Source organism: Vibrio sp. 10N.247.310.24 (assembly GCF_041467175.1).
Classification (GTDB): Bacteria; Pseudomonadota; Gammaproteobacteria; order Enterobacterales; family Vibrionaceae; genus Vibrio; species Vibrio tasmaniensis_A.
This window is the reverse complement of the sequence record NZ_JBFSUD010000091.1, coordinates 1-16337: the sequence shown is the minus strand read 5'-3', so window position 1 is coordinate 16337 and position 16337 is coordinate 1. Positions and strand designations below refer to the sequence as shown.

The 16337-nt window shown below is 37.0% G+C and carries 17 protein-coding genes and 2 pseudogenes; 2 read left to right on the top strand and 17 right to left on the bottom strand.

The window, feature by feature from the left end; translation table 11 throughout:
* The first annotated feature begins 8 nt into the window (after positions 1-8).
* Complete coding sequence (locus AB6E08_RS20075; protein ID WP_372160212.1) at positions 9-1427, top strand: DUF4041 domain-containing protein; 1419 nt, start codon at positions 9-11, stop codon at positions 1425-1427.
* 111 nt (positions 1428-1538) lie between these two features.
* Here the strand turns inward: AB6E08_RS20075 and tdh are convergent.
* From tdh to AB6E08_RS19995, 16 genes and pseudogenes are all read right to left on the bottom strand, one after another.
* Positions 1539-1679: pseudogene (gene tdh, locus AB6E08_RS20070) on the bottom strand (L-threonine 3-dehydrogenase); the annotation flags it as partial.
* A 139-nt stretch (positions 1680-1818) separates the two neighbouring features.
* Positions 1819-1947: pseudogene (locus AB6E08_RS20065) on the bottom strand (IS5/IS1182 family transposase); the annotation flags it as partial.
* Positions 1948-2252: 305 nt separating this feature from the next.
* The gene (locus tag AB6E08_RS20060) at positions 2253-2753 is read right to left on the bottom strand and encodes a chromosome segregation ATPase (RefSeq protein WP_372066416.1); all 501 of its coding nucleotides are present in this window, start codon (positions 2751-2753) and stop codon (positions 2253-2255) included.
* Positions 2754-2971: 218 nt separating this feature from the next.
* Positions 2972-3535: an OmpA family protein gene (locus tag AB6E08_RS20055; RefSeq protein WP_054542838.1), complete on the bottom strand. Its 564-nt coding sequence runs from the start codon at positions 3533-3535 to the stop codon at positions 2972-2974.
* Between the two features lies 1 nt (position 3536).
* Entirely contained in the window at positions 3537-4928 is a 1392-nt protein-coding gene (locus AB6E08_RS20050; protein ID WP_372066419.1) for a TadE/TadG family type IV pilus assembly protein, read from the bottom strand.
* Position 4929: 1 nt separating this feature from the next.
* On the bottom strand, positions 4930-5508 hold the full coding sequence (gene tadF, locus AB6E08_RS20045; protein WP_372066422.1) for a tight adherence pilus pseudopilin TadF: 579 nt from the start codon (positions 5506-5508) through the stop codon (positions 4930-4932).
* Positions 5498-6040 (bottom strand): TadE/TadG family type IV pilus assembly protein, encoded by a 543-nt coding sequence (locus tag AB6E08_RS20040; RefSeq protein WP_054542840.1) that lies wholly within the window; start codon positions 6038-6040, stop codon positions 5498-5500. The genes tadF and AB6E08_RS20040 overlap by 11 nt, the downstream gene beginning before the upstream one ends.
* On the bottom strand, positions 6037-7134 hold the full coding sequence (locus AB6E08_RS20035) for a tetratricopeptide repeat protein (RefSeq protein ID WP_372066425.1): 1098 nt from the start codon (positions 7132-7134) through the stop codon (positions 6037-6039). The genes AB6E08_RS20040 and AB6E08_RS20035 overlap by 4 nt, the downstream gene beginning before the upstream one ends.
* Positions 7134-8006, bottom strand: coding sequence for a type II secretion system F family protein (locus AB6E08_RS20030; protein WP_371708475.1), 873 nt, complete (start codon positions 8004-8006; stop codon positions 7134-7136). The genes AB6E08_RS20035 and AB6E08_RS20030 overlap by 1 nt, the downstream gene beginning before the upstream one ends.
* Positions 8006-8920 (bottom strand): type II secretion system F family protein, encoded by a 915-nt coding sequence (locus tag AB6E08_RS20025; RefSeq protein ID WP_102503285.1) that lies wholly within the window; start codon positions 8918-8920, stop codon positions 8006-8008. Before AB6E08_RS20025 ends, AB6E08_RS20030 begins: the two co-directional genes overlap by 1 nt.
* The gene (locus AB6E08_RS20020) at positions 8917-10182 is read right to left on the bottom strand and encodes a CpaF family protein (RefSeq protein ID WP_054543350.1); all 1266 of its coding nucleotides are present in this window, start codon (positions 10180-10182) and stop codon (positions 8917-8919) included. Before AB6E08_RS20020 ends, AB6E08_RS20025 begins: the two co-directional genes overlap by 4 nt.
* A complete protein-coding gene (locus AB6E08_RS20015; RefSeq protein ID WP_102503286.1) occupies positions 10179-11381 on the bottom strand; it encodes a type II secretion protein in 1203 nt (400 codons plus the stop codon). The genes AB6E08_RS20020 and AB6E08_RS20015 overlap by 4 nt, the downstream gene beginning before the upstream one ends.
* A gap of 1 nt (position 11382) precedes the next feature.
* Positions 11383-11853 carry a hypothetical protein gene (locus AB6E08_RS20010; RefSeq protein ID WP_054543352.1) on the bottom strand — a complete coding sequence of 157 codons (471 nt, stop codon included), beginning with the start codon at positions 11851-11853 and terminating at the stop codon, positions 11383-11385.
* On the bottom strand, positions 11853-13181 hold the full coding sequence (locus AB6E08_RS20005) for a type II and III secretion system protein family protein (protein WP_371692279.1): 1329 nt from the start codon (positions 13179-13181) through the stop codon (positions 11853-11855). The genes AB6E08_RS20010 and AB6E08_RS20005 overlap by 1 nt, the downstream gene beginning before the upstream one ends.
* Before the next feature lie 17 nt (positions 13182-13198).
* Positions 13199-13957, bottom strand: a complete 759-nt coding sequence (locus tag AB6E08_RS20000; RefSeq protein ID WP_371708476.1) for a pilus assembly protein CpaB — start codon at positions 13955-13957, stop codon at positions 13199-13201.
* A gap of 69 nt (positions 13958-14026) precedes the next feature.
* The gene (locus AB6E08_RS19995; RefSeq protein WP_372160204.1) at positions 14027-14311 is read right to left on the bottom strand and encodes a Flp family type IVb pilin; all 285 of its coding nucleotides are present in this window, start codon (positions 14309-14311) and stop codon (positions 14027-14029) included.
* 194 nt (positions 14312-14505) lie between these two features.
* On the opposite strand from AB6E08_RS19995, the gene AB6E08_RS19990 reads away from it, so the two are divergent.
* Entirely contained in the window at positions 14506-14949 is a 444-nt protein-coding gene (locus tag AB6E08_RS19990; protein ID WP_372066432.1) for a prepilin peptidase, read from the top strand.
* 45 nt (positions 14950-14994) lie between these two features.
* Here AB6E08_RS19990 and AB6E08_RS19985 read toward each other — a convergent pair whose 3' ends face one another.
* Positions 14995-15837, bottom strand: a complete 843-nt coding sequence (locus tag AB6E08_RS19985; RefSeq protein WP_198596089.1) for a LysR family transcriptional regulator — start codon at positions 15835-15837, stop codon at positions 14995-14997.
* Between the last annotated feature and the right edge of the window lie 500 nt (positions 15838-16337).

The following is a 16337-nucleotide window of genomic DNA, read 5'->3' as shown; positions in this document are numbered from 1 at the left end:
AAGAGAAGCTGCTTAATAAGCAAGCAAATGATGACAACTACCTTGAAAAACACCGTTTAAGAAGTAAGAAAAAGCGTAAAGAGTTTGAAGAACAACTTTCGATAGCTAATCAAAAAATTAGCAACATAGAAAATGAAAAAGACACACTACTAAAAAAGTATGCCCCTGTAATTGATATGGAGTTACACGCTAACCGCCTGCTTGATGAAGCCACCGAAGAAGCTACTTCGATAAGGTTCCAAGCAGAAGGTGTTTTGTCTGAGACTGAAGAGCTTCGTAACGAAACACGTAAAAAGTTAAACGAAGCTAAAGAAAAAGCGGAGATTATCAAAAACGATGCACGCGAAGAATCTGCGAAAGTGCTTAGCTTCGCAGAAGCTCAAGCCAAAGAAATAGCAGGTAATGCGTACGAAGCAAAGGCCAAAGCTGATTCCTACGAAAAGGCGATTCGTGCGATGCGCAATACAATTGACGGCTATAAAGATGACTACATCATCCCAAATCAGTCTGTTCTTGATGACCTCGCAGAAGAGTACAGCTACAAAGAAGCAGGTGAAGAACTCAAAGTATCCCATAAACGAGTAAAGGCAATGGTAAAAGAAGGTCATGCAGGGGCTTGTGATTATGTTGAAGCTCACCGTAAAACTTATGCAATTCATTTTGCCGTCGATGCTTTCAACGGAAAGGTCGATAGCGCTCTATCTAAAACAAAGCACGACAATTTTGGGAAAATCCAACAAGAAATTATTGATGCTTTTGCCTTGGTAAATCATAACGGTGCTCCATTCAGGAACGCTCGTATCAAACAAGAATACCTAGACGCACGTCTAACCGAGCTCAAATGGGCCGTTGCTGCATTTGAGCTAAGAAAGATCGAAAAAGAAGAAAAGATGCTACAAAAAGCTCTAGAAAAAGCGCGATCTGAATTAGGCCAAGCAAGTGAAGAACAGAGAGCTGTATTTGAAGCACAACTTGCAGAATTAGAAAGCAAGCTACAAGAAGCTGAAGAAAAAGGTCAACGTGCGCTATCAATGGCACAGCAAACTCGCCGAGGGCATGTTTACGTTATCAGCAACGTTGGTAGTTTTGGTGAAGAGGTGTTTAAGATTGGTATGACTCGTCGCTTAGAACCAATGGACAGAGTAAAAGAACTTGGTGATGCTTCTGTACCATTCTCATTTGATGTTCATGCAATGATTTATAGTGACGATGCTCCTTCTCTTGAGAAAGAGCTCCACAAGAAGTTCAACGAGCAGTCGGTTAACAAAATTAACCCAAGAAAAGAGTTCTTCAAGACTACAATAGCAGAGGTTAAACAAGCTGCTGAGCAACAAGGATTACATGAAGTGCATTGGACTCTTAAGGCTGAAGCCGCTGAGTTCCGTGAGAGTTTAGCAATTGCAAAAGAACAGCAAGCAGTAGCGTAAAGGTAGCATTTATGAACGGGTAAACGATGACCTACTTCTGCTACGTAAAATACAAAAAAAGGCGACAGTAATAACTGTCGCCTTTCTAATATCTTGTTACTCAGTTAAAGCTTATTCCCAATCAAGAATTACTTTACCTGACATACCAGAGCGCATCATGTCGAAGCCTTTCTGGAAGTCGTCCACTTTGTAGTGGTGAGTAATGATTGGTGTTAGATCTAGGCCAGATTGGATTAGTGAAGCCATTGTATACAACGATAAGGAAAGTCAATTTAAAACAGACACTTACCACAAAATAAAATTACTAATGGCGACAAACTGGCGACAAACTGGCGACAAATTTTTCTCTCCAAGATAAAAATAAGGTCAACAATAAGCCTATTTCCCGTCTTACTCGTTTCACCATGAGCGCTGTCGTAACAGCTGAACCGACGTGGCCTACGCGTTTATTCTGTTTACTTTGCGCCCATCCACTTACCGCTTCTTCATCAAGCCAAAAGATCAGAGAGCCATAGATAATGAATGCTTGTTTTGTAACGGCGTTTAGGCATAGGGCTACAAGAAGTCGTGGAGGTAGCTGATCAGCTCGAAGGTTCATGGTTTAGTTCCACTAAATTACGCAACAAAGCCCATAACAAGCCAAACTGAAACGTCAATGGTTGGTTTTCAACCTGTATTTTCAGTTCAGAATACGTTGGATAGCTAGTATCGCTCCTCGGCTGAGACAAGTAAATCATCGATAAAATAAAAATCACAGGAAGAAAACACCTAAATTTTTTGATCAAGAATGCTTTTAAATAGAAGTTATATTTTGGTACTGAAACACTAGCAATCATAAATTACCTTATCACTGGCACTCATTATATTAATGTACTTCTCATAATTAAAATAAGCAACGATTCTGTCATCGGTATTAAATATTAACTTATTAATAATATTAATGGTGTCATACAAGTCTTTTCCATCAACACCTGACTCCTTGTAACAATGGCGAACATGTCGGTATTCATCATAGATTGAATTGGCAAAAATTATATTTTCAACTCTATTTTCAGAAAAGTCGTAGTCTAGAATACTGAATGAATAATTAATATATCGAGTAATGAATTCCTCACCAGCATCACTCATAACTAACTGGATCATTACCTCATCAATATCGTCACGTATCTTATTTCCATTTAGGTCCACGCCTAGCAAAGACTGGGTTTTATCTTCAACTAGAGTAGAATTAGATGTAATCCACTCGAGTTGCTCCCCTATATTTTTAATATTGACCACTTGACTAGAATAGACGTTGAAGGAATAAATAAATAACGTTAAAAGCAATAATGTTCGTTTACACATGTTTATAGCGCAATAATAAATAATTACCTATGATATAAAAATAAATGCTAAAAATTAATTAATATTTTTTTATAATTAAATAACAAGTTGTAATAAAAACACAAAAAGGCTTGATACATTGTATCAAGCCTTTTTTCAGATACCACACAACGCAGCACACATAACAATTAATATGACCGTAACAACGAATAAACCATACATCATTGAATCGTCAATATAACTCTTCGATTACAGCCAGAAGCAGCATTTTCTTCAACCTTACAGATCGGGGATGCTTCCCCAAAAGCTTTTTCAATAATACGATTGCCCAACCCAAGTGTCTTTCTCAAATAAACTGTTGCGGATGATGCTCGACGCTGAGAAAGCTTCTTATTGTAGACTTTAGAACCAACATCATCAGTATGCCCTTCAATAACAATCTTCTTGTCTTGGTCAACCAGCTCTAGGTATTGTGCAATCGCTTGTTTGTGCTTATCTGTCAACAAATGCTTATTTGTCTGATAGTTCAATAGAAGCGACATCGACTCTTGGTCAAATGCGCAGGCATCCGTGACATTTATCGCATCAGTTTTAATTATTTTTTTATCTTGAACAATATTTTTTTCTTCAGTTACTTCTACCGATAATACTCCCGGAACTTGAGTGACGACTGTATCTGTCCCTATCAGTGTTTTCGAGATTGTGTATTCTTCAGTATAATTAACGCAATTAGCTACAGCATTACCGGATAAAATAAAAAGCAGAATCGGGATAAGTTTTTTCATATTAATCTTTTAATCTTCCTGTTTCTTCGTTAATAAGGTTCAGAATATATTTATAAACATCTTTACCTTTCTTTGCATGGTAGATATTTTTACGCCCCACGCAATCGCCAAAACCATCATCCTCCTTAACAATATAGTTAACACCGATAACACCCATTGTTACCTTAGTTTTTTCACCTTCAAGAGATGCAGTTTCTCTTTGAAATTTATTTTTACTTTGACCAATTTTTTTTTGTAATTGTTCACAGAGGTTATATTTAGTCACTAATGTTTTCAAGTACTGTTGATACTGAAGAACTGGAGGGCTATCTTTATAATATGTCCAATCAACATTGTGTTTTGATCGATATGCTTTCGTATTTTCTCGATATAATTCATTAGGATAGTTTACTTTATTATCTGAACCATCAGATAAGAAAATAAAAACTTGTTCAGGGTTTCGGTCCTTCATCTTAATTTTATCTGCCTCTTTAGCTGCGGCAATTAAGCCGAGCCAAGACATTGTTCCGCCGCCTGTTGCAGGTTGCAATTTATCCGATTCGACATCACGGATAAAAGTATCATAATTATCAGTGAGTGGGAGGTCCTGTGAGGAATTATACATATAGTCCCACCTCGAAGTTTCTTCCGGCCAATCTTGCACAAACATATTATCAACAATATTTTTAAACGATGCTACAGTATGATCAAAACCTCGGGTATAATCATACAGCTGTACTTTATTAGAATTCTTATCAAATTTAGTGTTGTATGCACTATAAGTAACAAGAGCGATCTTACTTTTTTTATCTTCACCCGTTTTAAACTCTTTTAAATCTTTTACAACTTTAACAATCGTCTCTTTAACTACATCCATCTGTGTTTTAATCGTCCCATTTGTATTCCTCTCTCCCCTCCATGGGTTACTCATTGATTGACTCGTATCAAGAATAAAATATATATCAACAGGTTGAGGTAGAAACTTACGCGTAACAGAACGACCAGAGACTTTAAACTCAGGTTCTACTCCAATTTCATCATGAGTTATCCATGATTTGTGCTCCGTCGTAGCCGCTACAGTGAAATCTGTAAATGGTGACAACTCATTGTTCCTTTGTACACAGCCGTCAGCGTATTCGCATCGTGCTGTTGTAACATCAATTTCAACATCGTTAATATTGTCGGTGACATATAAATCTACCAACAGTTTTGCGTAGTCTTGATCTTCTTGGTTATTACCTCCGGGGTTCGCGATCAAAGCTAAACTGGCAATTTCGGTTGCCTCCTCTAGTTTTGAGTGCGCAAGTAGTCGCTGAGTATAACCTGACGCAAAAGCGAATGTCATAATTAACACTGGTAAGCAAAGTATGAAAATAATACCCGCCACACCTTTTTGCTGAGATAGTTTTGTCATGTCAAATCCTCGCAAAAGAATAGGAGCTAGTCACAATTTTTATAGGCTCTCCTCTAACCGCGCCAATTATATTAAAAGGGGTTTCATAACAGAGGGACAAGTGATATAGAGGTAATCGCCGATTACGAGTTGTTGTAGGTAATAGCTCTTTTGCATGTTCAAAAGTGATTCCTTGCAAGTTCTGAAAATTGCAGTCATCTCTTCTCCCTCTGAATTGTTCATTGAGAGTCACCTTCGATTCCCCTTCTTCAATTGATATTTGGGCGACACGCATACCTAATTTTGACTCATCAAAATCGGGGATCATTCTTTTCAGAGAACTTTTGGCGATATCATAAAATTTTGTAATTTCAGTATCACAATACTTACCTTCAAAACCGCACATATCAAGTTCACCGGTATATAATTGGCGTCGCTCACTTAAAATTGTCAATAAGGAATAGTTAGCCCTATCTAACTGTCCTTTTTTATTAATTGCTAATGTATAATTTATGTGGATAGCCAATAATGAACTAAAAAAAACCAAAACTAGTGCTAGCTCGACCATAAAAGCACCCTGCTGTTTTTTCCTAATTTCCACAACTAGCCCCTTTTCCAACCTTAAATGTACAGCGCTCGTATTCTTGTACCGCGACGATCTCTCTTCGGATATTCATCTCAGGTAATACGAAATTAAACAGTGGTTTATACGTAAATGTCAGTTGATAAATAGCAAGTGGCATATCAATAGAATTATTATTATTGCTTCCTATTTTTACACTTGAACATTCATCAATAGGCCTACCGGTTTTATTGCAGCTAACAAAATCAGCCATATTCTTAAAATAATAGATTTGACTCACAATAGACGAACGTTCGACGACTATACTCCAGAGCGATCCGCCACTTTCATTCAATGAATCTGTTATTTCTTGGTTATAATCCACAGTTTTAGAGTTACTCGAGTTACCTTGCTTTTTACTCCTCATAACAGCAGAAGTTAAAGCGTGATCCGTTACACCCATCGAATAAGTTAAAACTGAAAGATCGAACCAAGTAAACATCATCATAATTAACAAAGGTAAGCCAAGTGCAACTTCGACAGTTAAACTGCCTCTTTGTTTACGTTTCAAAGCTCTAAATACCTTTTCTTGGTATAATCGACCACAAACGCTCCTTTTGTATCCATATTTTGCAAAAACGATTTCGCATCATTAATGTTATCGAATTCACCAATACAATAACGTTTCCATAGACCGTGAGTATACGAATACACTTTGCCATAGTTACCTTTAAGATAATTTAAATACTCACTCGGAATAACTTTGTAAGTGGCTAGTACTTGAATGCGATAAATTGAAGGTGTTTTTGGCTTTAGATTGTTTATATTTAACACTGAGCGCTGAACAACAGGTTGCTGATTTTTTTTGGCAACAATGCTTGGTTCCACTTTATTAACTTCCTTGCGTTTAGGTTTACTTGCGACCTTGACTAATTTTGACTTAGACTCGGCTTTCTTTTTAGCAATAGGCTTCACTGACTTCATTAACTTAGCAAGTTTTTCTCTCGCTTCTTGCTCATTACTGCTGTATTTAAGAACCTCAAGCACAACATCTGGCCTATTTGCTCGTGTAGAAGCTAACATCAGATTCGAACGTACTTTTTCATCATTAGGGTTTGAGGCAAATAAGCCGTATAATATTTCCATAGCTTGTTGATGCTCACCCTGAAGCATTTTTACAACAGCGATATTATTATTTGCTTCACGGTCTGAGGCACCATTTTTTTTGCTGGTCTCAAAACTGTCTACCGCCAAATCATACTGTTTTTGTTGAGCAAGGATTTTACCGTTCAACAAAAAGAACTCCCCCTTACTTCCACCTTCATCTAGATATTCTTCAAGATAATTTTTACTTGCTTCGTAATTTAGTTTTAAATATTCAAGTTTCGCTAAAGTAAATATCACTTCAGGTTCATCTAAATCACCTTTTTTATAGGTACTGATATAGAGCTCGGCGGACTTTTTATCTTTCTTATCTAGATAAAGCTCAATAAGCTTTACTTTATAACTAGGTACTTCGACCAAGTTCGTCTTGTAAAATTCGATTAGTTGTTCTGATTGTCCAGATTTAGTCAATAACCTTTCTTTAGTCACTAGTTCATCATTAATAGATGAACAACCAACAATCAGTAACAAGATTAATACTTGTGCCAATATATATTTCACTAACCTAACATCCTCATAATTCCTGGAGCTGCAATAAGAATAACTATCGGTATCATAATAAATGCAATCATTGGTACTGACATCTTCGCGCCCATTTTTCCAATTTTCTCTTCGAGTTCTAACATATTAATCTCTCGGATATCGGAAGCGAGTGACGCAAGGACAGTACCAACCGATGACCCATATTTTAAACTTTGTGTTAACGTCATTACGAAACTTTGAGCTTCTGTTGTTGGAACCAAATCATAAAATTCTGATAATGCCTTATCAAGACCGACAATTTTTGCTCTCTCTGACGTTTTTTGCACCACAAATGCTAAATTTTCATCCACCATTTTTAGTTCATTTGAGAGATATTCTAAACTTGCTTCTAGGGTCATTCCCGTATGGACGCAAACATTCATAAGATCTAATAGAAAGGGCAAGCGACTGCTAATATGGCTTATGTTTGACTTACCTCTCGATGCTATATAAATATCTGGTGCTATCACGAAAACCAGCAATGAAATGCTCGCCGCCATAAATGAATACAACATATCTATTTTGCCATTAAAATACATATAACCGATGGTTACTATACAAAAAAGCACAGGTAATATTTTTAATAAATAGTACACCTGAGAGAAAAAATCGTTATGTATCCCCGCTCTTACTAGATTTGCTTTAACCTCTTCTCGGTTAAAGGCTAGTTGAGAGGCGAATGCTAATATCTTTTCTTTCAATGAAACTTTTTCTTGTGTTGAACCAATGATTCTTTTAGTTGATATATTTGCTTTTGTGGTATCAAAAAATTTAAGTATGTAGTAAGCCGAAATAAAAGATACGATCAAACCTAAAATAATAAAAACTATCTTTAACGGAGTAATGTCCATTATTTAACACTTCTTAAAATCATATAAATAAGGAAGAAACCAATCATCTCACTTATTAGAACATAGTAAAAAATCGGCTTCCCCCCCTCTTCAAACATAACAAATTGATAATTTTCAGGACTAGTTAACTTTAATATAAACATAAAAACAACAGGAAGCGCCGCGATGATTTTAGCGGAAGATCGAGCTTCAGAAGTCAACGCATTTTTCTTTTTCTCTATTGCACGAGCTTCAAACATAATCCGATTAATACGGTTGATAACATTTTTTAACTGTCCACCACGACTTAAATTAATTCTAATTGTAGATGCGAAAAAAAAATATTCTACATATGGAAATGTAGATGCACTTCTTGCAAGTACATCATCTGGGTCCTCGCCTATCAAAAGGCGCTCAGACATTTTTTTAAACTCTTTGCCTACTTCGTTATCTAGTTGAGTTCCTACATATTCAAAGGCGTGAACAATACTTTGACCAGACGATAGAGCACCAGAAAGAATGTTCAAAGCATCTGGGAAATTATCTTTAAATTTTTTCTCCCTTAGTCCACTTAATTTTAAGATAAACATAATGAATAAAATCGGAATTAATCCCAACCACACTTTCCAATATTCTAGGCGAAGAAACCAGTCGTTGATGAAGTAAACAGCCACAGACGAGATTGACATAAACAACAATAATTTAGAACCTGCATTAGGGTTTAACAACTTGTTAAATTGTTTATACTTATCTCTTAGTTTCTTCTTGTAGCTGATATCGAAACTTTCAGAGTCAATCACGGTACGAGAACCACTTACCCCTTCAAAAGTCCCGGATTCATCGATTATCGCTGTAATTTGGCGCTGTTTTTTTGTGTGAGCGATCGCAAGGCCTATAGCCAACACAACCCAAGCAAGTATCATCATCACCATCATGAGAACAACTCCTGTAATGCTCCATCCAAACCAAAAAACTTGGCCCTTTCATAGATCACAGAGCGCTTAGAAAGCCCTGGAGTTCTATATTCACCAGCAATTTTTCCATCAATCATACCGCCCGTATTTTCATAACGGAAGATATCTTCCATCACGACATTATCACCTTCAAGACCGACGATCTCGCTAATAAACAGTATCTTGCGGCTACCATCGTGAAGACGGCGGACTTGAACGATCAAATCAACCGCACTGACTATTGTTCTGCGTATCGCTTCCAAGGGTAAGCTTGCGGTTGCCATCATCACCATACTTTCAACACGCGCAATGGCATCTCTTGGGGTATTTGCGTGAAGTGTAGACATAGAACCGTCGTGGCCGGTGTTCATCGCTTGGAGCATTTCAAATGCTTCACCACCACGACACTCACCGACAATGATTCTATCAGGACGCATACGAAGCGCGTTGATCACTAAGTCACGAGCCGTGATTTCTCCAGTACCTTCCACACTAGCTTGGCGGGTTTCTAATCTAACAATGTGCTCTTGCTGCAACTGGAGCTCGGCCGCATCTTCTATCGTTATGACGCGCTCGCCTCCACCAATGAACCCAGACAAAGCGTTAAGTAATGTCGTTTTACCAGAACCAGTGCCGCCAGAAATTAGAATATTACACTTACAGTGGCTCGCTATTGATAACAATTTTGCCATCTCTACCGACAAAGCACCAAACTCAACCAAGTTCTCTAGCTTTATTTTTTGCTCTTTAAATTTCCGTATTGAAATAGACGTTCCGTCAATGGCCAAAGGTGGAATAACAATATTTACACGGCTACCATCTTCTAAACGAGCGTCACATAAAGGCTTAGACTCATCGATACGTCGTCCAACATTGGACGCGATTCGTTTTGCTATTGTGTTGAGCTGTTTTTCATTTATAAACTGAATGAGTGACTTTTCAACTTTACCGTTAATTTCAATAAAGATATCAGCGGGTCCGTTAATCATAATATCCGAAATATTATCATTATCAACGAGAGCTTGAAGTGGTCCTAGTCCTTTAAGTTCATCTAAAAGTGCCTTAACTAAATCCATTCGTTTCAAGTTACTAATTTGAAGTTGCTTGCGTTCGATTAAGATATTAACAGATTCTTTTAGCTGCCCTTCCAACTCACCACTATCCACGTCAACCAAAGATGCCGCATCTAATGCGTCGAATATTTCATCACGTATCTCAATATAGACTTCTTTTAACTGATTCATTTCTTATTAAACCACTTTAATCTAGATGCTGGTTTCACCTTTTTACCCGTCAGGCTATTAATCATAAGAGAAATTGCAGGTGCAAGCTTTGTTTTAGTTAAACTATGAATTCCTTGTTGAATTACCAGTTTTTCTAAATTGGCTTCGTATGCAATATCGATCGTATTTTTGGCTTTAATCTTGTCTTTGGCACTCTGCAAAGAGACCATGTAATCTTTTTGTGAGCGAGTCATTGAAAAAATGATCTGATGCTCTGACTTCCCAAGCTTTTTCTTAATTGTGTTATAAGCCCGAAGAGAAGCAACTGAAGGTTCACATACAACATAAATTCTATGATATCTGTGTATAAGTTCCTCAGAAGGCAACTCTTCCAGTGCATTAAGGGGGATTGAGTCAACAATAAAGTTGTACTGGTCAATTAACTCATTGGAAATACGATGCAATGAATCGGCATGATCATTAAGACATGCTGGACTTTTATCTAACATCAAATAATCTAACTTGTCTTTAACCGAATAGACGTAAGTAGCCGCGATTGCCGCATCCAACTCAGATTGGTTAAGGTCAATACTACTCAGCTTAGATTTAAGGCCTTTAACGCCTAAGAAAATATCCGAGTTCAATGCCGTTGTGTCATGCTCTACCAACAAGGTTTTCAAGCTAGCTTGCTGGCTTAAACTATGGCATAAATACGAACTAATGCTTGAAAGGCCAATCCCCCCCTTACTGCCAAGCAAAAGTACACGCTTAGCTACTCGTGATTTTTTCTTATTGACTGTAGTGCTACTATCCAGTGTTGGGGTCTTAATTGCACCAAGCAAAGCATCGAGATCTTCATCCCAAAGTACATAATTCGCACCAAGAGCCAAGACCCTATCACGCATTATTATAGAATCTAAACAACTCAACACAATTAACGTGATGCTCACATCTAAACGAGAGGATATCTCTGAAATCTCACTAATCACATCGTGGCTTTCACGTAAATCCAAAATAACATTTTTAACTTCTGAATCCGTTTCATGCCAACTATCGTCGTCAATATCATCAACTTTTAGAGGTGTTACAAACCCTTCAATAGCGTAAAGTTCATCAATTGCATTCAAGAGTTCTCTATCATCAGAGACGACTAAATCGACATTGTTAACTTTAGACTCTAGCTTTGATGACGACGTTTTAAATAGGTTATCTAAGTCCATACTATTCTTTGCCTAATGCAGGGGTTGTTAAACTTAATCGACGGTTATATTCTAATGAACAACCAAATGAATAGTTATCGATATTCCCAAAAGAAATCGAACCGCAATCCCCTCCCTCAACAACATGATACTTTGCGACAATACTAATATCCTTCCCTTCGCTTATCGCATTTAAATTGAACCGTAGTTTATGAATCCCCAAGTGTTTAATCTTTATAACAAATTCGTCTATAAATAAGCTTTCATCTGTATTATATTCAATAACGTAAGTTGACTTAGGATGCTTACGATTAATCTTATCCACAAATTCTAACGACTTTTCCATAGCTTTTTGTTTATTTACAGCCGTGAATTCAAAATTTTCTTCAAATGTGTTTACTACGGTTTCGTTTTCAGGATAAGCAACGCTACAACCGGAAAGAGCCAAGCTAAATAAAGTAAGATAAATGATATTTTTTAAGTTCACACACATTAGTTAAACCCTCCAGCATTGATTGTTGATTCCAATTGCTCGTCATCGACATCAGATAGGTCTAATCGAAGTAAACGCTCTAAGTCACTGGTACGTTTAAACTTAGGTAACTTAATTTCAGATTCTTTTACAGGATCGACGAGATTTACGGTTGCAACAATAATCAACTCAGTTTTCCGACGTTCTGTATTAGATTTGCTAAACAAGGCACCAAGAATAGGAATATCTCCCAGCAAAGGAATTTTGCTCAAGGATTCTTGTTCTTCAGAAGTCAGTAAGCCAGCTAACACGAAGCTTTGACCATCTTTTAATTGAACGGTTGTCTGCGCTTTTCTTGTTCTTAAAGAAGGGACACTTACCAAACCAGAATTTACGCCGTTAGTTTTATCAATAGAGCTAACTTCTGGTAGCAACGATAAGCGGATGTTTTCCGAATCCGTCACTTTTGCCACCATGGAAAGTTTTACACCGTATTCTTTATAGGTGATCGACACCCCGTCATTATCACGTACTGCAATTGGTATTTCTCCACCAACCAAGAAACTAGCGGATTCGCCCGAAATCACTGAAAGATTTGGCTCAGCTAATATCTGACCTATATTATCGTTGCCACTTGCTGAGATAACTGCGACTATGTCTTCTGCTGTAAAGTCCAAAATGCTATTAACAAAGGCACCTGCAGAACCAATACCTTTTCCATTTGATTCAGCATAGGAAACACCTAGCTCGGTCAAAAAGGAACTCGAAACCTCGGCTACTGTTAGTTTCACGTTAATTTGTTCTGTCGTCAGAACTTTTAGATTATTAATGATGTCTTGAAAGACATAAGTTGCAGTAAAATCCAATGCATCGACAGATTCGCCATTTGCACCAGATAGCTCAAATGTATGTCGTTTTTTACTCTTTTTCATCATCTCACCAACAAGACGATAAACATTAGCTTTTACTTCTTCACTACTGACCACACCATCAAGTACAACTTGTTCGCCAATATTCGTTAACTTTATATTTTCATCAGGGTAGCGAGCAACTAAAGTTTGCTTTAGAAGCCTAAGGCTCTTATTAACAACTACTTCTGCATTATAAATCTCATTGCCAGCTCTATCGTAGGCAATAATAGAAGTGGCACCTCGACCTATGCCATATATAACGAGTTTACCGTTCGCAATAATTTTGTAATCAGCAATTTGCGAGTTAGCAACAAATACAGTATCAATATTTCGTTTGATATTGATTGTTTTAGCACCACCCTGGTCCAGACTTAACAACTCACTGGCATAACTCGGTAAAGCGAGGAATATGGATAACAAGACGGAAACGGGTAAAATTTTATTTGTGGTCACAACTAGTTTCCCCTTAACTGACGAACACCAAACCGATGCTCAATAAGATCGCTGCTTTTTACTGATAGATATCTATGTGCCAGTTTAGCTGGCACTAAAGTTATCGCGCCAATCTTCTGCGCCATCTCTAACTTGAGTACTTGTTTTACTGTTAAGGCAATGATGAGGCTGTGTTCTTTATCTTCATCCTCTTCATCATTAGATTTAACAACTTGCAACACTCTTGCGCCATCAATGATGACATTACTGGTCAAGTTATTGATATCCGAGTAACCATGTTCGAGCAAATTGGACTCCGATGAAGTCGTTGCAACAAAACTAACTCGATCTTGTGGTTGAATTGGCAGGGCTTCAACGATACTACTGCCGCTTGACGTGTAATAATAAGGCACTTCATTTTCACTTAATGACAAATACATATAGTCTTTATCACCAGGGTTTGAAAAATAGCCAGCATTCAAAACCTGACCGGCTTCAACATCAGTAGACCACAACGCACCAGTTTGAATATTAACATCAGAGTATGGGGTATAGCCTCTGGCTTTAAGGGTTGTTTCCGGAAGACTTTGAATATCTAGCAGTTGTTTTTTAACGACAGAAGCTTTTGTGACATCGTTATTCAAAAATGCAACATCAACCATTCTAATCTTTTCTTTTTCAACAACAACGTCTTCTTCCTGGGAAAATAAATTATCACTAACAAAAAAGAGGACCAAAAATAGAGAAATTGCAACAAATAGAAACAGTATCGGTCTGTTCATAATTAGGACAACCTTAAAAGGAGGGAGCCACCTCCCTCCTGTTGATTAAAATTATTATTAATTTACGGATTAACCAGGATCTTTAGCACCAGCTTTAGGAGCAGGATCTTTAGCACCAGCTTTAGGAGCAGGATCTTGAGTACCCGGCTTAGACGCTCCACCACTTAGGCTTGATGACACAGTATTCATCGCCCCCTCCATCGCTCCCTTTAAGGTGCCCGTTTGAAATATGCCTAATAAGATTGCAGACATAGCAACCGCAATAATTGCGTATTCAACTGCAGTAACACCACGTTTATCTAACTTAAACTTAGTACGGATTTGGCGAATCTTGGAATTGATATTTAAAAGCATGTTTACCTCTATTGGTTAAAATATTCATCCTTCGAATGAATACACGAAACTTACATTATCAAATTAATTCAAACCAATTAAGATTTTTTATAGAAATATAACTTTAACTTATACAATAAGATGCAATCGATTACATTAATTACTAATATGATTTTTAATTGATAAATGGCTCTCACCGTCATATTATTTGCATTATGACAGAATTCAAAATATTTTTATCTATCGCAATAGCTATATGCAACCTTGTTGTTTTTTACAATGACATTCGTTTCAGAACTGTTAAACACAGGTTTGTCATCATCATTATCATATTGGGAGTTATCAGTTTAGTTTTTTCCAATAATGTCATATGGCAAATAGCTTCCTCATTCACTATTTTTTGTGTGTTTTTTATACTTTGGATAGTGAATATAATTGGGGGAGGAGATGTAAAATTGATAGGAGCACTATTTATAGGTATTGCTCCTGAGTACTCAATTATTGCCTTAGCGACAGCGGGGATTTTAGGTGGCGTTCAGATATTGTTGATGTGGGTATCCTCTCTAATTACTCATAAGGACCCTTTTTCTAATGGTATTCCCTATACAATCCCCCTAGGACTATCAGGTTGGTTTTTCTTTACCCTGTCGCTAATATAGCGACAGGGTGATTCAATTTACTAGGTTGCAACACCACTAGTATTATCAATTAAAGATATTGGAAATCAGCGTTTTCAAGCGCTCCAGTTCTATTTTTTGCGCAGCCTCTTCATTACACCAGACATACATCTCAATGTTTTTTTTCAATAACCTTCGATTAAAAACCTGTTTCCCTACCGCCCAACTAGGGCAGATAACAAAAGTGTTCGCGGCATGCAACTCATTAATCATTAGACGTGATGATGAAGTTGTAAGCCAACTCTTCACATTCAACGTATCAACTCTAGCCGAACTTAATAACACCTCGGCTTCACGCCGAGTCAAAGAGCTACAAAATACAACTCTTTCAGGGAAGCACTCTTCTGGCACTATAGAAATATCACATGCCAAAATATATTTTACACGATTTAGTGAAAATAGTTTTCCATCTGAATCCAGTACTTCCCCTACTCCAAATATCAAGTCATAGTTATCCTTATTAACTTCATCGATGTTACTAAAACCAGTAATAGCAAGCTCTACCTCATTATATGTTCTAAATGTGTTAATGACTTGAGCTACCAACTCAGGATTGAAAGAATCAGATATAGCAATTGAGTATTGTTTGCATATATCTATTCCCTCTAGATCTTCAAACAATTTCTCGTGCATAAACATAGTTTTATTTACATATTCAAGTAAAACCTTCCCGTGACGTGTTAACCCAAAGCCACCCTTTCTATCAAAGATAGTCGCGCCAATTTTACTCTCTATTTTTTTGATATGCTGTGACACAGCCGGTTGTGTCAAATAGAGACTTTCTGCAGCAGCTGTAAAACTGCGGTGTCTTGCTACGTGGGAGAATGTACGCAAATACTTTACATCAATACTTCGATTTGAGACTTTCATTAAACAAACACCTTAGATTCACCTAGTTCCAATAATTATAATTTTTATTTTTATGTATCCATGCAGAGATAAATGCGGTTAGGAGCCAAATTAGTTACCGCAAAAACTCAGCGCATATATTACGTGTTCATCTCATACAGATACATATGCAACCACATGCTATGCAGTCAGAATTTCATCGCAGTTTGATTTGATTTACCACCTATAAGTAACTGTTATATAATTTATTTTTCATCGTGAAACAATTCGTTTAAAAACTTGATTTACAGGTAAATACGTCCTTATTACCAACATTCAAAGTCCTTTTTGACAACCATAAATTAGGGTATTCACACTAATATAGTCCTATACTGTATAAAAATGAAAATTTTGGTAACCCTTTATTTACAAGCTGTATTAATCGAATAATAAATAACAATCCATTATAGATATATAAACCATATTTATGGCTTTGTTGCGTAATTAAATTTAAAGATAGAACAACCCCGTTTCGCGTATTT